Raw genomic sequence first — 19,969 nt, forward strand, 5'->3', positions numbered from 1 at the left:
CACACCCTCCTACCCCGACGAACGGGGTTATCCACAAGTGCTATCCCCAATGGGGATTAATCACATCCGTGTGATCCGGTGACGACCGGGTTGCCCGAAAGGTAACGCCAGGCAACCAAGATGAATTCATCTCGGCGCTGCCGGCGGCTAGCGCCAACGCATCGTGAGCAACAGCCCCGTGATCATGAAGGCAAACGCGATCGCGTAGTTCCACACATTGAGATCAGCCATCCACTGAAGGAACGACGGAACGTCGGGGCCGCTGCCCGCCAGCTGGAACACGATCAGCCACACCAACCCGATCAGCATCAGGCCGACGAACAAAACCACGAACCAGGTGCCCGACGGTCCGGCCTTGACCTTCACCGGGGTCCGGCTCACCGGGTTGATGGTGAAGTCGTTCTTCTTGCGGACCTTGGACTTGGGCATGCGTACCTTCGAACGTTCGGCGCCGCCACTGTCTCCCGTGCCACGAACGGCCGGTCAGTGCGACGATGTGTACGGAAAGCCTAACGCAGGCCGATCCCGCATTTGGAGATCATCGAGAGGAGCCACCGACTCCGATGGCTGAAAGCACCGCAGGCAGGCGCAAGCGCTCCGTGTGGCGCTTCGGAGTGCCGGTCGTGTGTGTGGCTGCGGGTCTGCTCCTCGGAACCACCCACGGCGTCTCCGGTGGCGACGAGATTCGTCGCAGCGACTCACCTCGCCTGGTCGATCTCGTCCGCGAGGCACAGGCCTCGGTCGACCGATTGAGTGCCGAACAAGGCGCGCTCGCGCCGCAGATCGACAACCACCATGGCGGTTCGTCCGGCACGGATGCAGCACTGGCCGCGATCACCCGCAGAGGCGACCTGCTCGCGGCCGAGGCGGGTCTCACGCCGCTGCGCGGCCCAGGCCTGGTGGTGACCCTCAACGATGCGCAACGAGACGCTCAGGGCCGGTTCCCGCGAGATGCGTCCCCCGACGATCTCGTCGTGCACCAGCAGGACATTCAGGCGGTCATCAATGCGCTGTGGAGTGCGGGTGCCGAAGGCATTCAGGTCCAGGATCAGCGGATCATCGCCACGTCCGCCCCGCGCTGTGTCGGCAACACGCTGCTGTTGAACGGCCGCACGTACAGCCCGCCGTATGTCATCTCGGCGATCGGTGACCCGGGTGCCATGCAGGCCGCACTGGACGCGGCGCCGCTCGTCACGCTCTATAAGCGGTATGCCGTCCGATTCGGCTTGGGCTATACGGAAGAAGTGCGTGACGTCGAATTGGTCGGCCACGGGGAATCTGTTCGGATGAAATTCGCACAACCGATTGGGCCCTTGGGCTACTAATCCGGAAAGCGAATTCGTGCCAGATTTTAGAGGCGAAGCTGGCAAATTATTGGTATATATCAGTGCACGCGTTGAACGCTGGTGTACTGCAAAGATGCTGACACCGCACCTCGGGCGGGCAATCTCATATTAGACGCTCGAGTCAATATCTTCGGAACGGTAAATTGCAGGGGGAGCTTATGAATCGCCGAATCCGTCATGCCGTTGCCGGGACGCTCGCCATACCCGCCGTGATGGTGTTGAGCCACCTGTCGTCGGCCTCCGCGGCGACGGTGCTTGCCGTGGAGGGAACCGCGCAGGCGAAGGGCAACGCGCAGACCGCATTCGACGGTGCGTTCTGCGTGCAGAACACGTGCCGGTCGATCAACAACGCGCGAACCCCGTTCGACGTGAAGACAGGATCCCGGCAGCTCCAGGCGGCCGTCGATTCAACGCCGGGCGACATCATTGTGCTGGGCTACTCACTGGGGGCGGCGACCATCTACGACCGGCTGCGGGAGTGGGCGAATACGCCCGCAAGCGCACCGGATCCCGGCCGTGTGTCGCTCGTCGTCACCTATGGCAACCCCGAAAACAAGTTCGGCGGCGACGACAGAAAGAACTCCTACGCGGGGCTCCCTGTTGAGCAGCCGTACCAGCACCTCGACGTCACGATGCAATACGACAGCGTCGCCGACTCACCGACGCGGTGGGGCTGGTACTCCTCGATGAACAACGCGTTCGCGCAGCACGTCGCGTACTTCGAGGACGTCGACATCAACGACCCGGACAACCTGGTCTATCGCGACGGCGACGGGTCGACCTACATGCTGATCGAGGCCGACGTCCTGCCCATGCTCAAGTGGATGGAGCCGTGGGTCAGCGACGAGAAGATGGCCGAGCTCGACGCGAAGTACCGGCCGCTGATCGAGAAGGACTACGACCGGCCGGCATATGTGCCGCAGGGCGAGGGTGCGGACTGGGGCAACGGCAACCCGCCGCCGGCGATCGACGATGACGACAACGACGATGGTGACGCTGACGACGTATCACGCATGAGGGCCCGGGTGACGCCGGACGCGGAATCGAGCGACGAGGGCGACGAAGACCGCCCGCGCGGTAAGCGCGACAAGGACGCCGATCCGGAGTCCGACGATTCCGACGCGCAGTCGTCGGCGTCCAGCACGGATTCAGCCGAAGAGAGCTGATCCTCGGATCGGTGTCACAACTGCGTAATACCTGCAGCAGCGATAGTTGCTGCAGGCGCGGATAGATTGGTGGGGGCCGGTCGTCGACGTCCGGCCGCGAAGCGCAAAAGCCAAGATTGCCAAGGCAACTCTTGCACTGCGGCCTGAACGTGATCACGGAGCCGGGCGCAACCAGCCTGGAAAGTTGTTCGCCGTGATCGACCTATCGAGGATCCTCATGAATCGTTATTGGCGCCGCACCTGTGCAGCCGCAATCGCCGGCCTCTTTGTCCCGGCCGCTGTCGTCATGGCGGCGCCGCCGACAACGGTAGCCGCCACCGCGCTGTTCGCCGAGGGCGCCACCCGGCCGTCGGGTGAGGCGCAGACAGCGTTCGGCGGGGTCTTCTGCGAGACGAACACGTGCCGGTCGGTCGGTCGGGGAACGGTGAGCCGGACACAGTCCGCAGCGCAGATCCAGAGCGCCGTCGACTCCACCCCGGGCGACGTCATCCTCGTCGGCTACTCAGTGGGCGGCGCGGGCCTGTACGACCGCCTGCGTGCATGGGAGCAGGGCACGGCACCGGCGCCCGACCCCGAGCGCGTGGTGATGATCGTGACGTTCGGCAACCCGGAGAACAAGTTCGGCGGGGAGAACCGCAAGCAACCCGGCACCGGCCTACCGGCCACCCAGCCGTACGAGCACCTCGACGTGTCAGCGCAATACGACGGCGTCTCGGACAATCCGACGCGCTTCGGCATCTACTCCTACATCAACACCGCGATCTTCTCGCGGCACTTCTCCTACTTCGACGACCTGGACATCAACGACCCGGACAACCTCGTCTACCGGGAGGGGAACACCACCTACATGCTGATTCCGGCCAAGACGCTGCCGATGCTGCAATGGCTGGACCCGTTCCTGTCCGACCAGCGGATGGCCGAGCTCGACGCCAAATACCGGCCGCTGGTCGAGAAGGACTACGACCGGCCCGCGTACGTGCCGCAGGGCGAGGGCGCCGATTGGGGCAACGGCAACCCGCCCCCGAGCGTGTCCGGAACCCGTGCGCCGCTGATCACCGACGAGCCGGAAGAACCGGTCGACACCGACAGGACGACGCGCCGCGCGAGTTCGACCCGCGACGCGGACGACCTCGACGACGCGGACGACCTCGACGAGAGTAAGACAGATCTCCTGTCGACCCCGATCGACGAGGACGACGACACGGCAGAAGAGTCACAGACGGCCGTCGACACCGACGACGAGAAGAGCGACGACAAGACTGCCAAGGACGACGCGGAGAACTCGTCGGACGCGGATTCCTCCAATTCGTCCGATACCTCCGACGCCGGCACCAAAGCGGCGGCCTGACGGCGCCGACACCACGAAACCCCTGGCGGTAGCCTGTTCGGATGCAGGTCTTGGTCGTCGACAACTACGACAGCTTCGTGTTCAACCTGGTCCAGTACCTCGGGCAACTCGGTGTGGACGCGACGGTGTGGCGTAACGACGACGACCGGCTGGCCACCGACGCGGACATCGCGCGCGTCGCCGACGAGTTCGACGGCGTGCTGCTCAGCCCCGGACCGGGCACACCCGAGCGCGCGGGCGCATCGATTCCGCTGGTCCACGCCTGTTCGACGGCCCGCACGCCATTGCTGGGCGTCTGCCTCGGACACCAGGCCATCGGCGTCGCCTTCGGAGGGACCGTTGATCGCGCCCCCGAGCTGCTGCACGGCAAGACCAGCACCGTCCACCACTCGGACGCGGGCGTTCTCAAAGGGCTGCCGGATCCGTTCACGGCGACCCGCTACCACTCGCTGACGATCCTGCCGGACACCGTTCCCGCCGAGCTCGAGGTCACCGCCAACACAGAGGGCGGGGTCATCATGGGCGTCCGGCACGTCGAACTGCCGATCCACGGCGTCCAGTTCCACCCGGAGTCGATCCTGACCGAGGGCGGGCACCGAATGCTCGCCAACTGGCTGGCGTTCTGCGGCGCCGCACCCCAGGAATCGCTGGTCCGTCAGCTCGAAGACGAAGTCGCGACCGCGGTCCAGGCGGCTACGACGCGAAGTTCAGCGTGATCGTCGCGCCGAAGTTGACCCCGGCGCCCGCCGTCGGCGTCTGCCGCACCACGGCATTGGTGCGCTGACCGCTGTTCTGCACGTCGCCGCCCTTATCCAGCACGCCCGTCCAACCCAGCGCGCGTAGGCGGGGTTCGGCGTCGGTCCAGAACATTCCCGTCAGGTCCGGCATCACGAACTGATTGCCGCGCGACACCTGGATCTGGATCACGGTGTCCTGCGGAACCGTCTGGCCGGCGCCGGGCTCCAACCCGACGACCTGCCCGGTCGGGACCGTGCTGTCGACCTGGACCGGGACGGTGTTCAAGAACCCGGACGCGGTCAGGATCTGCTGACACACCTCGGTGGTCTGCCCGACACACTCCGGCACGATCGCCGTCGCGGGGCCCTTGCCCACGACGATCGTGATCTCATTCGTGATCGCCGATGTCTGATTCGCAGGCGGCACCGTCGAGATCACCCGGTCCTTCTGCTCCGGGAGCGACGCTGACGTCGTCTGCCGGAACCGTTCGAAGCCGGCATCGGACAGGCGTTTGACCGCGTCCGAGTAGCTCAGCCCCGACACGTCGGGAACCTCGCGTTGCTCGGGTCCGGTCGACACGTTGAGGGTGACCTCGTCGCCCGCGGCGATCGACGCGTTCGCGCCTGGGTCGGTGCCGATCACGTGATCAGGCGGAACCTCTGAGTCCGGCTTCTGCTGCGTGCGGATAGAGAATCCACGGTTCTGCAGCGCAGCGATGGCATCGGCCGACGGCTGGCCCGTGACATCGGGCACCTGCACGTCGCGGGTCTCGCCGCCGAACATGTTGATGCCGATGGTGACAACGACCGTCAGTATCGCCAGGACGGCGACGGCGATGAGCCAGCGGCCCAGCGAGCCGCTCTTCTCGCGCTCTTCGTAGCGCGGCTGGTGGTCAGTGGCGGAATCGATCGGTTCGGTGCGGTGACGTCCGGGCGTCGCCGACAGCATCGAGGTGCGCTCGGCGTCGGTGAACACCTTGGGAGCGTCCGGTGTTTGGCCGCCGTGCACCTTGACCAGGTCGGCGCGCATCTCGGCGGCCGTCTGGTAGCGGTTGTCGGGGTTCTTCGTCAGCGCCTTGAGGACGACCGCATCGAGTTCGGGGGAGATGTCCGCGTGACGCTGCGACGGTGGCACCGGATCCTCGCGGACATGCTGGTAGGCCACCGCGACGGGTGAATCGCCGACGAACGGCGGCTCGCCGGTGAGCAGTTCGTAGAGCACGCAGCCCAGCGAATACACGTCGGACCGCGAATCGACCTTGACGCCGCGCGCCTGCTCCGGCGACAGGTACTGGGCGGTGCCGATCACAGCGGCCGTCTGCGTCACCGGGTTGCCGGCGTCGGCAAGGGCCCGGGCGATGCCGAAGTCCATCACCTTCACGGCGCCGGCCTTGCTGATCATGATGTTGGCCGGTTTGACGTCGCGGTGGATGATGCCGTGCTGGTGGCTGAAGTTCAGGGCCTGGCAGGCGTCGGCGATGACCTCGATAGCGCGCTGGGACGGCATCGGCCCCTCGTTGTGCACGATGTCGCGCAACGTCACACCGTCGACGTACTCCATGACGATGTAGGGCAGCGGCCCGGTCGGCGTCTCTGCCTCACCGGTGTCGTACACCGCGACGATCGCGGGGTGGTTCAGTGCGGCCGCGTTCTGGGCTTCCCGGCGGAATCGCAGATAGAAGCTCGGGTCGCGGGCCAGGTCGGCGCGCAGCACCTTGATCGCGACGTCGCGGTGCAACCGCAGGTCGCGTGCCAGGTGGACCTCGGACATACCGCCGAAGCCCAGGATCTCGCCGACTTCGTAGCGATCGGAAAGGTGCTGTGGGGTCGTCATCGCACTATCTGTTCTGGGGCGTGCAGCATCACCAGCGGCGATGCGTAGTCGATGGGTCGGGATACCCAATTTCCGTCGGGTACATGATCGCGTATCGCCGGTGGCGCTGCGCCGGGAGTCTCCGGTGGCGGCTCGGTCTGGCTGCTCGGCGTCTCGGTGATCGTGGTCGGCGCGGGGCGGTCCTTGCGGTCCTGGGCGTTCAGGACGATCAGGATCGCGATGACGATCGCCAAGGCCCCGAGGACCCCGGCAGCCCACAGCAGGGCCCGCTGGCCCGACGAGAAGGTCCGCCGCGCGGGTTGCGGGGTGCGATGGTGGCTGCCGGTGGTGCGGGTGCGCGACGTCGGAGCGGGTGCCCGGCCGGTCGGTGCGGCAACGGGGGCGGGCGCGATGGCGGGCGGAACGGCGGTCGGCGCGGCCCGTCCGATCGACGGTGCCGCATTGGGCCGCGGGGGACGGCGCCCGGAGCGGACGGCGGCGACGGCGTCGGCGAACGGACCGCCGGACTTGTATCGCATGCCGGGATTCTTGACGAGCGTGATCTCGATGAGCTCACGCACGTTGGGGGGTAGGTCGGCGGGCAGCGGAGGAGGTGTCTCTTTGATGTGCTTCATCGCCACGGTCAGTGCACCGTCGCCGGTGAACGGCCGCTTGCCCGAAACCGCTTCATAGCCGACGACACCGAGTGAATAGACGTCGCTGGCGGCCGTCGCGTCGTGGCCGAGGGCCTGCTCGGGCGCGATGTACTGGGCTGTGCCCATGACCATGCCGGTCTGCGTGACCGGTGCGGCGTCGACGGCTTTCGCGATGCCGAAGTCGGTGAGCTTCACCTGGCCGGTCGGCGTGATCAGGATGTTTCCCGGCTTCACGTCGCGGTGCACCAGACCTGCGGTGTGGGCCACCTGAAGTGCCCGGCCCGTCTGCTCGAGCATGTCGAGTGCGTGGCGCAGGGACAGCCGGCCCGTCCGCTTGATCACCGAGTTCAGTGGCTCGCCGTTGACGAGCTCCATCACCAGGTAGGCGGTGCGGCCTTCACCGTCGATGTCCGTCTCGCCGTAGTCGTACACGCCGGCGATGCCGGGATGGTTGAGCATCGCGACGGTGCGCGCCTCGGCGCGGAACCGCTCGACGAACTCCGGATCTTCCGAGTATTCGGCCTTGAGGACCTTGATGGCGACGCGACGGCCGAGGCGGGAGTCCACGCCTTCCCAGACCTGTCCCATGCCGCCCGTGGCGATCAGCCGCTGCAACCGGTAGCGGCCGGACAGCGTCACACCGACTCTTGGGCTCATTGCTCGCCTCCGGCGAGGTGGCTCATTGACCTACCTCCGGCGAGGTGGCTCATTCCTTGATCTCTGGCAATGCGGCTCACGAGGCCTCCTGCAGCGCCGCGGCGATTGTCGCGCGCCCGATGGGGGCGGCCAGTGCACCACCCGTGGCCGACAGTCGGTCTCCGCCGTCCTCGACGAGCACCGCGACCGCGACTTTGGGTGCCTGAGCGGGCGCGAAGGCGATGTACCAGGCATGCGGCGGCGTGTTGCGCGGATCCGTGCCGTGCTCCGCAGTGCCGGTCTTGGATGCGATCTGCACGCCGGCGATGGCTCCCTTCTGCTGAGTCACCTGCTCGGCGGCGACCATCAAGTCCGTAAGTGTATCTGCGACCTGCTCCGTCACTGCTCTCTGCTCTTGGGCAGGGGAGGTCGTGGCGATATTCGCCAAGTCGGAGCCCTTCAGGCTGTCCACGAGGTACGGGCGCATCGTGACGCCTTTGTTGGCGATCGTGGCCGCGACCATCGCGTTTTGGAGCGGAGTCAACGCCACGTCCTTCTGACCGATGCTCGACATCCCCAGCGCGGCATCGTCGGAGATGGGCCCGACAGTGGATTCGGCCACCTGCAGCGGAATGGCGGGCGGGACTGCGCCGACTCCGAACCCCAGCGCGGTCGACCGCATCGCGTCGGCGCCGGTGTCCATGCCCAGTTGGACGAACGCGGTGTTGCAGGAGTGCGCGAAGGCGTACTCGAGGGAGGCGGTCGGTCCGCCGCCGCAGGCGTTGCCGCCGAAGTTCTCCAACGTCGCCGTGCTGTCGGGCAACGCGATCGACGGCGCTGCCGTCAGCTGCGTGCCCGGTGTCGCGCCGGCCTGCAGCGCCGCGGCGGTGGTGATCACCTTGAACGTGGAGCCCGGGGGATAGGTCTCGGCGATGGCGCGGTTGAGCAGTGGCGAGTCGGCATCGTCGCGCAGCCGCTGCCACGCCTCGGCCTGGTCCTCAATGTTGTGTGTGGCCAACAGGTTTGGGTCATACGATGGTGCGGACACCAGGGCCAGGATCTTTCCGGTCGATGGTTCGAGTGCAACGACGGCGCCCTTGCACGGTCCGTTGCAACCGTCCTCCATCGCTTCCCACGCGGCCTGCTGGACTTCGGGGTTGATAGTCGTGGAGACGTTGCCGCCACGCGGATCGCGACCGGTGAAGAAGTCGGCGAGCCTGCGGCCGAAGAGCCGTTCGTCGGAGCCGTTGAGAATGGTGTCCTCGGCGCGCTCGAGCCCGGAACTGGAATAGCTCAGCGAGTAGAAACCGGTGACCGGCGCGTATGTCATCGGGTTCGGGTAGACGCGCAGAAAGCGGTACCTCCCCGGCGTCGACACCGAGTAGGCGAGCAATTGGCCGCCCGCTGAGATCTGGCCGCGCTGGCGGGAGTACTCGTCGAGGAGCACCCGCTGATTGCGGGGGTCGGACCGCAACCCGTCGGCTGTGAAGACCTGGGTCAGCGTCGCGTTGGCCAGCAGCAGCACGATGAGGGCCATGATCATCACCGAGATCCGGCGCAGTGAGGTGTTCATACCTTCTGGATCACCTCGGTGCTGGCCCCGGCGATGGTGCCTGAAGGGAGCGGTTTGGTGCCGATGGGTCGCCGTGCCGCATGCGAGATGCGGACCAGGATCGCCAGCAGCAGATAGTTGGCCACCAGAGATGATCCGCCGTAGGACATCCACGGTGTCGTCAGGCCCGTCAGCGGAATCAGTTTGGTGACACCGCCGACGACGATGAACAACTGGATGGCCAACGTCGCCGCCAAGCCTGCGGCCAGTAGCTTGCCGAAGCTGTCGCGCACGGCGATCGCGGTCCGCAGCCCCCGGATGATGACGATGGCGTACAGCATCAGGACTGCCGAAAGACCAACCAGCCCAAGCTCTTCCCCGATGGCTGCGATGATGAAGTCGGTGGACGCGGCGGGCACGGTACCGGGTTGCCCGTTGCCGAGCCCGGTGCCGAAGATGCCTCCGGTCGCGAAGCTGAACAGTGACTGCACCATCTGGTATCCGGCGCCGTCAGGGTCGGCGAACGGGTCCTGCCATGTCTGGACGCGGACCCGCACGTGGTCGAACGCGTAGTAGGCCGCCACACTGCCTGCGGCAAAAAGCGCCAGCCCCAACACAACCCAGCTGAACCGTTCGGTGGCGATGTAGACCATCACCAGGAACGACGCGTAGAGCAGAAGCGAGGTGCCGAGGTCCTTCTCGAAGATCATCACGCCGATGGAGGCGATCCACGCGGCCAGCAGCGGAGCCAGATCGCGGGGACGTGGCAGGTCCATCCCGAGGACGTGTTTGCCTGCGCTGGTGAACAGGCTGCGCTTGGACACCAGTACGGCGGCGAAGAAGATCAGCAGCAGGATCTTGGAGAACTCGGCGGGCTGAATGGAGAAGCCCTCGAACTGAATCCAGATCTTCGCACCGTTCTGCTCCGACATCTCTCGGGGCAGCACGGCGGGGATCGCGAGCAGGATCAGCCCGGCCAGGCCGCAGACGTAGCCGTAGCGCGACAGCATCCGGTGGTCGCGGAGGAAGATCACGATGGCGGAGAAGCCGAGCACGCCGACGAGGGTCCAGAGCATCTGCTGGTTGGCGGTGCCACCGAGGCCCTGCATGGTCGACGGTTGGCCCTCGACAAGGTCGAGACGGTGAATCATGACCAGCCCTAAGCCATTCAGCAGCGCGACGACCGGCAGCAGCAGCGGGTCGGCGTAGGGGGCGAAGCGGCGGACGGCGAGGTGAGCGCCCGTGAACAGGGCGAGGTAGGCGACGGTGTACTGCGCGAGATCCCAGTGCAGTCCCTGTTCCTGATTGGCTTCGACCAGCAGCAGCGCGGTCGTGGTGATCACCGCGGCGAAGCCGAGGAGGAAGAGCTCGGCGTTGCGACGGTTGGGTAGTTCGGGTGTCACCGCGACGAGAGGCTGCGGCTGGGTCGTCATGAGACTTCCCGGCAGTTCGTTCCCGGCTCAGGTGGTGGGGGAGGAAGTGCGGTGACCGTCGGTGACGGTGACGGCGACGGGGAGGGGGAGGCCGACGGTGGCGGCGTCGCGGAACCCGAGGTGCGGGGTGCCGGAGGCGGCGCGGTCGTGGCCGGATTCCCGCTGGGCCCAGTGGTTTCCGGGGCATCGGACGGTGACGGCGGCGCGGTGGTGGAGGTGGCGCCGGGTGGCGGGCCGGGCCGGGGGGACGGTGACGGCGCCGAGGGCCTCGTGCTGGGCGTCGGGGTCGGGGTCGCGCACACGGGGAGGACGGAGCTGCGCGACAACTCTTCGATCTGGCCGATCGCTTCGTCGAGAGAACCTGAGGGGAGTCCGGCGATCACCTGTGCGCGCTCGGGAGGACGCATGTCCTCGACACCGAGAAGCCTGCAGTCCAGATTGCCGCCGGACTGATCGGCGCTGATGAGGGAGAGTTCGTTGCGATTGTTCAGGCATCCGAGGAGGTAAGGCTCCTGCAGGGAGACTCCGAGAAAGGAGCCCTGGACACCCCGCATGATCGAGACGGTGCCGTTGTTCTCGCTGACGTAGTAGTTGTTCCGCACGATCTCGCGTCCGACTGCCAGGCCCGCCAGCACCACCAGGACCAGCACCGTCGCGGCGATGATCATGCGTCGCCGGGACCGGGGTCGCGGTGGCGGCTCTTCAGGTTGTGGCACAACGCGTTTGGCGGCGTTGCGTTTCGGGTTGAAAGCCGATGCACGGCCGGCCGCCGTGTTCGGCGGGGCGCTCTGGTCGTCGTCGCCGGACACGGCGCCGGCCAGGATCGGCTGGGTCTGGCCGTAGTCGTAGTCGACGACGTCGGCGACCACGACGGTGACGTTGTCGGGTCCGCCGCCGCGCAGCGCCAATTCGATGAGACGGTCGGCACTTTCGGCGACGTCGTCGATCTGGAGTGCCTCGGCGATGGTGTCGAAACTGACCGGGTCGGACAGCCCGTCGGAGCACAGCAGGTACCGGTCGCCGGCGCGCGCTTCGCGCATGATCAGTGTCGGCTCGACCTCGTGTCCGGTCAGCGCCCGCATGATCAACGAGCGCTGCGGGTGGCTGTGAGCTTCCTCGGCAGTGATGCGACCTTCGTCGACGAGCGTCTGAACGAACGTGTCGTCCTTGGTGATCTGGTTCAGTTCACCGTCGCGCATCAGGTAACCGCGGGAGTCACCGATGTGCACCAGGCCAAGGCGGTTGCCCGCGAACAGGATCGCCGTCAACGTGGTGCCCATGCCCTCGAGCTCGGGGTCATGTTCCACGTGCGCGGCGATCGCCGAGTTGCCTTCGCGGACGGCCGAATCGAGCTTGCTGAGCAGGTCGCCACCGGGCTCGTCGTCGTCGAGGTGGGCCAGCGCGGCGATAACCAGCTGAGAGGCGACCTCGCCGGCCGCGTGTCCGCCCATGCCGTCGGCTAGCGCGAGCAGGCGCGCCCCCGCGTAGACGGAATCCTCGTTGTTGGCGCGCACCAGCCCACGGTCGCTGCGCGCCGCATACTTGAGAACAAGGGTCACGGGCGCAACTCGATCACCGTTTTGCCGATTCGCACCGGGGTGCCCATCGGAACTCGTACCGCTGTTGTCACCTTCGCCCTGTCGAGGTAAGTACCGTTGGTCGATCCTAGGTCCTCTACATACCATTCCGGACCTCGTGGCGAGAGCCTGGCGTGGCGCGTCGAGGCGTAATCGTCTGTCAGCACAAGTGTGGAGTCATCGGCCCTGCCGATCAGGACCGGCTGGGTGCCCAGCGGGATGCGGGTACCCGCCAGGGCGCCTTCGGTCACCACCAGTTGGCGGGGGACTGTCCTGCGCGCCCGGTTGGGCAGTAGCGACCCGCGCAACGCGAGTCCGCGACGCACCATCACTGCGCCCGTCGGCGCGTAGATGTCGGTGCGCAGGATGCGCAGCACAGACCAGATGAACAGCCACAGCAGCAACAGGAAGCCGACGCGGGTCAGCTGCAGTACAAGGCCCTGCATCTGACGTCCTCTCCGTCCCGGTCATACTCCTTGCGCAAGCGCCGGCGTCCTTTCGGCGCGCCACCTTACTGGGGCGTCGAGGCCGCCCCTCAGTGAACGCGGACGATGATCTCGGAGTGACCGAGCCGGATGACGTCGCCGTCGGCCAGCTGCCACTCTTGCACCGGAGCGTTGTTCACCGTCGTGCCGTTGGTGGAGTTGAGGTCTGACAATAGCGCGACCTGACCGTCCCAGCGGATCTCCAGGTGGCGCCGTGACACACCCGTGTCCGGCAGGCGGAACTGAGCATCCTGCCCACGGCCGATCACGTTGGCGCCCTCGCGCAGCTGGTAGGTGCGGCCGCTGCCGTCGTCGAGTTGCAGCGTGATCGTCGCGCCACCCGGATAGTCGCCTTGACCGGCGCCGTAGCCGCCGTAGCCACCCTGCTGACCACCCGGAGCGCCGTAGCCCTGGTCGCCGTAGCCCTGATCGCCATAACCCTGGTCGCCGTAGCCGGCCGGAGCCTCGCCGTAGCGCCCGTAATCGGGCTGCGCGTAATCCTGGCGGCCATAGGACTGCTGGCCGTAGCCGCCCTGGTCCTGGTATCCGCCCTGTTCGGGGTATCCACCCTGATCCGGGTAGCCGCCGCGGTCCTGGTAGCCGCCTTGACGTCCGTAGTCGTAATCGTTCGACGGAGCGCCGTAGCCGCCCTGGCCGCCGGGAGGGGGGCCGTAGCCGGCGGGCGGGCGCTGCTCGTAGGACTGCGGGGGATAGCCGCCGGACGGAGGGCCGTAGCCGGCAGGGGGACGCTGCTCGTAGGACTGGGGTGGGTAGCCACCCTGATCGGGGTACCGGCCCTGCTCGGGATAGCCTCCCTGGTCCTGGTAGCCGCGTGCGGGGTAGCCCTGATCGCCCTGCGGAGGGTAGCCCTGGTCCGCCGGCGGATAGCCGCGCTGTTCGTCGCCGCGGTTGTAGCCCTCGTCCTGGCGGTTGTAGTACTCGTCTTCGGGCCGACCCTGTCCCTGGCCGGCGCGGTAGCTCGGATTGTCGGTCATCGGTGGTACTCCTGGTTCTGCGTGGGACGTGACGTCTCGTGGTGGTGGAGCGGGTTCGACTGTGGTCGCGTCGGGGTTGACGGCGCCACGCGCGCGAAACTGTCCGGTGTGCAGGTCGGGTGACTGTTCGAATCTGACGACCACATCACCATACGTTTGCCATCCCTGCTCATGGATGTATCCCTCCAGGTGCTTGGCGAACGTGGTTGCGGTGATGTCCGGGTCGGCAATTACTTTGTGATAGTCAGGCACACTGAGGGTAATGACGTAGTCGTTCGGGGCCAAAACCCGCCCGCCGTGGATTTGACGGGCCCCGGTCTCGGCCTCCCGGCGCAGCAGCACCTCGACTTCCTGCGGCACTATCGAACCGCCGAACACCCGGGCGAACGCGTCGCCGACCGTGACTTCGAGCTTGCGCTCAAAACGGCCGACCAACCCCATCTGTCCGATCGCCTCCCTCGTCGTGTTGCGGATCTCCGCCGCACTCTGCTGCCACCAGCGTGTCGGCTGGCCGCGATGCTGCATGCATGCTATCGGCCATCTGTACCCACGACGCACAAACAAATCTCTGAGAATCCCATCGATGCTGGTCACGGGGCCGCCCGAGGTGGTTTTGGAGATGGCGGGGGTGCCCCAGTACGGTTGGGAGGTCGGGATGCCTGCGTGATAGGCTCCCCCGGTCATTCGGGCGAGTGGCGGAATGGCAGACGCGCTGGCTTCAGGTGCCAGTGTCCTTCGGGACGTGGGGGTTCAAGTCCCCCTTCGCCCACCACACGAAGAGGTCACGGATTCGAAAGAGTCCGTGACCTCCTTGTTTTGTCGGCACGTCCGGGTGGGAAGATTTGTCGGTGTTCGAATGTATGTTCGAATCATGTCGGGTGGCGAGCTGCAGGCGAAGGTTGCCGCGCTGCGCTCCGCATACGCCGACGTGGCGGCTTGCGAAGTCGATCTGTTGACTCGGCACGAACTGGTCTCTGCCCTTGATGAACTCGAGGTTCTTGGCTGCCAGTTGCCGTCGGTGAGTCACCGACTGCTGGCGCGGCTGCAGGTGGAGTCGACCCCGCAGCAGATGGGCGCCAAAACGTGGAAAGAGGTGCTGTCGGTGCGGTGGCGCATCTCCACTTCCGAGGCCCATCGCCGCTTGACTGACGCGTCGGTGTTGGCGCCGCGCCAACCGATCACCGGACCGGTGTTACCGCCGGTGCTGCACGCGACCGCGGTCGCTGCGGCCCAGGGGTTGATCAACGCTGAACACGTCACCGTCATCAGTAAAGCCGTCGCCAAGTTGCCCGGATTTGTGGATGCGGTCACCCGGGAGCAGTTCGAAGTGAAACTGGTGCGGACCGCGGTCGGCAACGGACCCAAAGAGGTCAAAGAGTCCGCTGAGTTGATGCTGTTCCTGATGGATCAGGACGGTCCCGAACCCGACGACATCGAGCGTGGCCGTCGGCGAGGCGTCACGATGAGTAAGCAGAAGCCTGACGGCACGACGGATCTCACCGCGACGTTGAGCCCGGAACTGCGATCAATGGTGGAAGTGGTGTTCGCCAAGTACGCCGCCCCCGGCATGTGTAACCCCGACGATGAGGAGCCGTGCACCTCGGGGACGCCGACACAAGAGCAGATCGACAACGATCGCCGCAGCCTGTTCCAGCGCCAACACGACGCCTTGACCGCGGTCCTGCGGATCGCCCTGATGAGCGGCGACCTCGGCCAACTCAACGGGCTGCCGGTCACCGTCATCATCCGAACCACGCTGCAGGATCTGGAATCCCGCGCCGGGGTCGGGGTCACCGGGGGTGGCACGAAGCTGCCGATCGCCGAAGTAGTGCGCATGGCCGGCCACTCGAACTGTCAGCTCGCCGTGTTCGACAAAGCCACCGGCTCCGCCCTGGACTTGTTCCGGGCACGACGGGTCGCGTCACCGGCGCAGCGGATCATGCTGATCGCCCGCGACGGCGGCTGCACCAAACCCGGCTGCACCATCGGCGCCTACGGCTCCCAAGCCCATCACGTCGTCACCGACTGGATCAAAGGCGGCAACACCAACGTCGACGAACTCGGCCTCGCCTGCGGGTCAGACAACCGCAGCGTCACCGACGGCGGCTGGACCACCCGCATGACCGACCAACATGAGGTCGAATGGATCCCCCCGGAACCGCTGGACACCGGACAAGCCCGGATCAACAACTACCACGTACCCGAACGGCTGCTGCGCCCCGAAGACACTGAGCCTCAGCCTGATTCGGCGGTGGTGAAGGACCCTGACGCCGAGTCACGCCCCGAGACTGACCCCGAAACCCAAGGCCCACGCCCCAGCGACGACCCCGGCGACCCCGGCGGCCCCGCACCACCCGACAACCAAGTGGCGTGATCGCCGTCTACACCGAGGCCGCAGCACTCATTGCTTTCGCAAGCACTCGGGGATAATGGCGTCGTGGAGATCGTATGGCGGCAACGACATACCGACCGGCTTCGGGAGGTGCACGTCGGCTGGGACGGAACCGAGGTCGGGGCGCCGTGCTTCGGACCCGATTGGACGCCGGAACCCAACGATCTGCATCTGTTGCGGATCGCTGCGGCATTCGGCCATTGCCCCACGGGACGCTATCCGTATCGGCGACCTGGCAGGGACCACGAATATTCGCCGTATGTCGAGCAATTGGCGGAGGACTGCACCTTCGAGTTCACCGATCAGCATCGGCGGCTCCTGGCCGGCATGAGCTGGCAGCTGTCCGATCCGTACTTCGACGAGGACATCCCGGGCGCCGACCCGAAGCGGCCCTACGGCGACTTCACCTTCTACCAACTGGAGATGGCGCTACTCCTCGGTCTGATTCCAGCTCAGAAGCCCGCTGATCATGATCCGATGACGCCCGAGATCATCGACGCGATGACAGAACTGCACGCGCAGATGCAACCGGCCCTCCACGCCTTCCTCCGCCACTTCGACATACCCGACAACGAAAGCTTCAGAGGAGAGGAGTGGGGCGGCTGGGATCGGGTCTGATCGGTCCGAGCGCCGATCAGCCGCCGCGGACTTCGTCGGTGATCTCCACGGCGCCGGTGTCGCGGTGGTCGTTCATGTTGCGGCATTCGCCGAAGATCTGGATGCCGCCGCGCTCGGGGTAGTTGCCCGGCCCGATGACGGCCCACACGTTGCCCTTGTGGACGACGTCGCCGGCGGAGTGGATGCCGGGTGGATTGCCGGCTTCCCACCCGGGTTGTGCGGCAGCGGTCGACGCGACCGTCTTGCTGAGATCCTGGCCGGTGGTGTCCGGCGGGACGACGAATGCGACGTCGACGCGGCTGCGGTACGGCGGCTCGCCTTGGTCGTTGCACCATTCCCAGCCGTAATTCGCATAGGTGACGTCCAGGTTGGCGGCCCGGGTGATCTCCTTGGCGGCGTCGACGACCTGGGCACGCGACTCCTCGTCGGAAATGGGTGTGGGCTCTGGGCTGTCGCGCTTGAACGGGAACATCGAACATCCTCCTGTCGCGGGGACCGCGGTCGCGAGTAGGACGAGAAGCGCCCCTATGCGGCGCCGCGAAGCCGTACGGAAATAAGTCATCGGTCACTCATTGTGCTGGCCGGTCCCATTCCGGGTCGTAGATCACCGGTGTCTCGATGGTGAGTCCCGGCACGGGAACCTCGCCGACGATCGGCAGATCGAGGCTGTGCGGGGTCGACATGGTCAGCTCGGTTCTGGGCGGCGCCGTCATGCCCAGCTCGCCCAGGTTGGCGCCGTTGCCGGTGACGATCTGCGTCATGCTGTTCAACGATTCGCTGCCGGCGGTGTAGTAGTACGAATGGTCGGCGGGGTCGATCATGTCGGCGCCGGGGACCTCGGCCCGGAATCGGGTCGCGCCAAAGTCTTCGAAGGCGGGATCGGTGCCCAACCCGGCCGACGGCCCCATCATGTTGCCGAGCGAGTCGTTGAGGTCGCCCGGCAGCGTGTTGCCCATCTGTCCGAGCCAGCCCACCGGGTCGGTGGACGCGTCGCCGATGTAGACCTGTCCGCCGTCGACGTTGAAGTCTGTCGCGCTCTGGGCAACGTCGGTGCCGGGGCTGCCGAGCAGGATGGCGTCGTTGGCCTGCAGGCCGCTGTTGGCGAATGCGTCTGCGACGGTTGTCGATCCGTAGGAGTGGCCGGCGACGGTCACATGCTGGGGGATCCCGGTGTCGTGAGTCACGCTGAGGCTGTTGACATCCCATGCCAGGGCGTCGCCGCCCGTGCGGGCGAGGCCGGTGTTGGCGATGTTGGGGTCGGTGAAACTCTCCGGGGTGTCGTAGCCCATCCAGGCGATGACCGCGGTGGGGTTGGCCGGGTCGACCTTCTTCGCCTGGTCGTACAGGTTGATGGCGTCGTTGTGGTTGTCGGAGAGCCAGCCGTCGCGCACGCTGGCACTGGTCCCGGGCACGATGACGGCGGTGTTGGTCGCCTTGTCGGGATTTCCGAGCGCGATCGCGGCCCGGCCTTTCCCGTCGAACGCCTGCGGGTCGTAGGCCCACAGCATCGTCGGACGCCCGTCCAGCCGCAGCCGTTCCTCGGGGCTGATATCGCTGTAGCGGCGGGGCTGGCCGTCGGGCCCCTTCAGCTCACCATCACGGGTCATCTGGTGGAGCAGGCCCTCGCTCGTCTTCTTCGCGTTGTCATAGCGAGTGATGTCGGTCTCCGAGAGGCCGTATCGTCCCGGGTTCTTCGCAACCTCGTCAGCGGACACTCGGTGCTGGTTCGCGACGTTCTCCACCCGATCGAGGTCGTCGTCCATCACCGCGACATTGATGGGATCCCGCGCCTCGGCGGGAATCCCGTTGAGGTTGCCCAGGATTGGGGGATGCTCGGCGATGAGCTCCTGCCGTTGCTCCTCGGTGAGGGAGTCCCACCACTGCTTGACGTCGGCCGGGTCGGTGTCGGGCGACGGGATCTGGATCTGCTGTCCGCCGACGTCGACGGGCGGGTTCGGGATGTCGACGCCGGCCGCCTGATCGATCGCCGACGCGGTGTTCTCGTCGAGGTCGGTGAACAACTGCAGCATCTTCTGCAGCACCGACGTGAGGTTGTCGGCCATGCCGTCGAGGAAGCGACCGATCAACCACTGCTGCGGGGTGACGGTCCCGTCGTCGGCGACCGAGAAGCCGAACCGTTCGATGGAGGACACCAGGTCCAGGAGCGCGTCCCGCAGCGCACCCATCTGCAGACCGCCGTTGCGCAGCGCCGACTCCAGGTTGAGCAGCCGCCTGGCGACGCGGTCCTGCTGGCCGATTTCCTTGAGGCCCTTGGCGATGGCGGCCGACGCGGCGTCACCCGTCCACTTGTCCTGCAGGGCGGAGAGCATCTCACGTTGCCCGGTGATGACGGCCTGCAGTTCGGAATGCTTGGTGCGCATCGAGTCGGCGGCGTCGACGAGTTTGTCGGGCTGCGATGCCCGCACCGTCGATATCGATACCGACAACGTCCCTCCCGTCCCTCGACTTCCGATCGTGTCATACGCGCGGTCGGGTTTACTCTGTCCGGATGAGCGGCCAGCGGATACCGGGCGGGGTGGTGCACAAGCTGCCCGCCGATCTGCGGACGGCACTTGCGGAGAACACTGCGGCGTTGTCGGCGTGGAAGGACATCACGCCGCTGGCCCGCAACGAGTTCATCTGCTGGGTTGAGGACGCCAAACAGGACAAGACGCGCGAGCGACGCATCCGCCGCACTCAGGAAGAGCTTGAGGAGGGCATGCGCAGGCCGTGCTGCTGGCCCGGCTGCAAACACCGCGAGCGCACGGGCAAGGCCTAGCTGCTGCGCCGGGTCTCGCGTCTGTTGGCTTTCATGATCTCGTCGACGAGCTCGTCTTTCGTCATCTTCGACCGGCCGGGGATGTCGAGACGGCGGGCGACTTCGGTGAGGTGCTTCTTCGACGCGTTGGCGTCGACGCCCTCGGCGCTCTCACCCGACGGGTTCGGACCGCCGCTCTCGGCGCGGTCATCGGAAGGTCCGCGCTGCTCCTTCTCTTCCCAGTGGTCGCCGACCTTCTCATAGCTGTGCTTGAGGGCGCTGTAGGCGACTCGATGCGCGCGTTCGGCATCGCCGTACTGCTCGGCCGCGGCGTCGTGGGCTTTGGTGAACGTGCGCTGCGCCTTCTCATCCGAGCGCTCAAGAGTGCTCGGCAGCTCGTCCTTCTTGGGCTTACCCGACTTGGTGGTCTTCGGCATCTCTGGGCCTTTCGGTTGAA

18 protein-coding genes and 1 tRNA gene are annotated in these 19,969 nt (G+C 66.4%); 8 read left to right on the forward strand and 11 right to left on the reverse strand.

Annotated features, from left to right (window positions below):
• Window positions 1-147: 147 nt before the first annotated feature.
• Complete coding sequence (crgA, locus tag P9A17_RS22290) at window positions 148-429, reverse strand: cell division protein CrgA (protein ID WP_278040912.1); 282 nt, start codon at window positions 427-429, stop codon at window positions 148-150.
• A 134-nt stretch (window positions 430-563) separates the two neighbouring features.
• On the opposite strand from crgA, the gene P9A17_RS22295 reads away from it, so the two are divergent.
• From P9A17_RS22295 to P9A17_RS22310, 4 genes are all read left to right on the forward strand, one after another.
• Window positions 564-1,325 carry a DUF881 domain-containing protein gene (locus P9A17_RS22295; RefSeq protein ID WP_278040913.1) on the forward strand — a complete coding sequence of 254 codons (762 nt, stop codon included), beginning with the start codon at window positions 564-566 and terminating at the stop codon, window positions 1,323-1,325.
• Between the two features lie 179 nt (window positions 1,326-1,504).
• Entirely contained in the window at window positions 1,505-2,512 is a 1,008-nt protein-coding gene (locus P9A17_RS22300; protein ID WP_278040914.1) for a PE-PPE domain-containing protein, read from the forward strand.
• A 217-nt stretch (window positions 2,513-2,729) separates the two neighbouring features.
• The gene (locus tag P9A17_RS22305) at window positions 2,730-3,860 is read left to right on the forward strand and encodes a PE-PPE domain-containing protein (RefSeq protein ID WP_278040915.1); all 1,131 of its coding nucleotides are present in this window, start codon (window positions 2,730-2,732) and stop codon (window positions 3,858-3,860) included.
• A 41-nt stretch (window positions 3,861-3,901) separates the two neighbouring features.
• Window positions 3,902-4,576, forward strand: a complete 675-nt coding sequence (locus P9A17_RS22310) for an aminodeoxychorismate/anthranilate synthase component II (RefSeq protein ID WP_278040916.1) — start codon at window positions 3,902-3,904, stop codon at window positions 4,574-4,576.
• On the opposite strand, the gene pknB is transcribed toward P9A17_RS22310, so the two are convergent.
• From pknB to P9A17_RS22345, 7 genes are all read right to left on the reverse strand, one after another.
• Window positions 4,554-6,431, reverse strand: a complete 1,878-nt coding sequence (pknB, locus tag P9A17_RS22315; protein WP_278040917.1) for a Stk1 family PASTA domain-containing Ser/Thr kinase — start codon at window positions 6,429-6,431, stop codon at window positions 4,554-4,556. The genes P9A17_RS22310 and pknB overlap by 23 nt on opposite strands.
• Window positions 6,428-7,723 (reverse strand): protein kinase, encoded by a 1,296-nt coding sequence (locus tag P9A17_RS22320; protein WP_278040918.1) that lies wholly within the window; start codon window positions 7,721-7,723, stop codon window positions 6,428-6,430. The genes pknB and P9A17_RS22320 overlap by 4 nt, the downstream gene beginning before the upstream one ends.
• Window positions 7,724-7,799: 76 nt before the next feature.
• A complete protein-coding gene (gene pbpA, locus P9A17_RS22325; protein ID WP_278040919.1) occupies window positions 7,800-9,275 on the reverse strand; it encodes a D,D-transpeptidase PbpA in 1,476 nt (491 codons plus the stop codon).
• Window positions 9,272-10,687, reverse strand: a complete 1,416-nt coding sequence (locus tag P9A17_RS22330; RefSeq protein ID WP_278040920.1) for an FtsW/RodA/SpoVE family cell cycle protein — start codon at window positions 10,685-10,687, stop codon at window positions 9,272-9,274. The genes pbpA and P9A17_RS22330 overlap by 4 nt, the downstream gene beginning before the upstream one ends.
• Window positions 10,684-12,246 carry a protein phosphatase 2C domain-containing protein gene (locus P9A17_RS22335; RefSeq protein WP_278040921.1) on the reverse strand — a complete coding sequence of 521 codons (1,563 nt, stop codon included), beginning with the start codon at window positions 12,244-12,246 and terminating at the stop codon, window positions 10,684-10,686. The genes P9A17_RS22330 and P9A17_RS22335 overlap by 4 nt, the downstream gene beginning before the upstream one ends.
• Window positions 12,243-12,710: an FHA domain-containing protein gene (locus tag P9A17_RS22340; RefSeq protein ID WP_278040922.1), complete on the reverse strand. Its 468-nt coding sequence runs from the start codon at window positions 12,708-12,710 to the stop codon at window positions 12,243-12,245. Before P9A17_RS22340 ends, P9A17_RS22335 begins: the two co-directional genes overlap by 4 nt.
• Before the next feature lie 89 nt (window positions 12,711-12,799).
• Window positions 12,800-14,185: an FhaA domain-containing protein gene (locus P9A17_RS22345; protein WP_278041058.1), complete on the reverse strand. Its 1,386-nt coding sequence runs from the start codon at window positions 14,183-14,185 to the stop codon at window positions 12,800-12,802.
• A 245-nt stretch (window positions 14,186-14,430) separates the two neighbouring features.
• Between P9A17_RS22345 and P9A17_RS22350 the strand changes: the two genes are divergently transcribed.
• The 3 genes from P9A17_RS22350 to P9A17_RS22360 all read left to right on the forward strand — a co-directional run bounded on the left by P9A17_RS22350 (window position 14,431) and on the right by P9A17_RS22360 (window position 16,754).
• A tRNA-Leu gene (locus tag P9A17_RS22350) sits at window positions 14,431-14,516 on the forward strand.
• 99 nt (window positions 14,517-14,615) lie between these two features.
• Window positions 14,616-16,118, forward strand: a complete 1,503-nt coding sequence (locus tag P9A17_RS22355) for an HNH endonuclease signature motif containing protein (RefSeq protein ID WP_278040923.1) — start codon at window positions 14,616-14,618, stop codon at window positions 16,116-16,118.
• Between the two features lie 63 nt (window positions 16,119-16,181).
• Complete coding sequence (locus P9A17_RS22360) at window positions 16,182-16,754, forward strand: hypothetical protein (protein ID WP_278040924.1); 573 nt, start codon at window positions 16,182-16,184, stop codon at window positions 16,752-16,754.
• A 16-nt stretch (window positions 16,755-16,770) separates the two neighbouring features.
• On the opposite strand, the gene P9A17_RS22365 is transcribed toward P9A17_RS22360, so the two are convergent.
• Complete coding sequence (locus tag P9A17_RS22365) at window positions 16,771-17,226, reverse strand: hypothetical protein (protein WP_278040925.1); 456 nt, start codon at window positions 17,224-17,226, stop codon at window positions 16,771-16,773.
• Between the two features lie 97 nt (window positions 17,227-17,323).
• On the reverse strand, window positions 17,324-19,201 hold the full coding sequence (locus tag P9A17_RS22370) for an alpha/beta hydrolase (RefSeq protein ID WP_278040926.1): 1,878 nt from the start codon (window positions 19,199-19,201) through the stop codon (window positions 17,324-17,326).
• Between the two features lie 62 nt (window positions 19,202-19,263).
• Between P9A17_RS22370 and P9A17_RS22375 the strand changes: the two genes are divergently transcribed.
• Window positions 19,264-19,533 carry a YdeI/OmpD-associated family protein gene (locus tag P9A17_RS22375; RefSeq protein ID WP_278040927.1) on the forward strand — a complete coding sequence of 90 codons (270 nt, stop codon included), beginning with the start codon at window positions 19,264-19,266 and terminating at the stop codon, window positions 19,531-19,533.
• On the opposite strand, the gene P9A17_RS22380 is transcribed toward P9A17_RS22375, so the two are convergent.
• Entirely contained in the window at window positions 19,530-19,949 is a 420-nt protein-coding gene (locus P9A17_RS22380; protein WP_278040928.1) for a ChaB family protein, read from the reverse strand. The genes P9A17_RS22375 and P9A17_RS22380 overlap by 4 nt on opposite strands.
• Window positions 19,950-19,969 lie beyond the last annotated feature (20 nt).

The organism is Mycobacterium sp. 236(2023) (assembly GCF_029623955.1).
Classification (GTDB): Bacteria; Actinomycetota; Actinomycetes; order Mycobacteriales; family Mycobacteriaceae; genus Mycobacterium.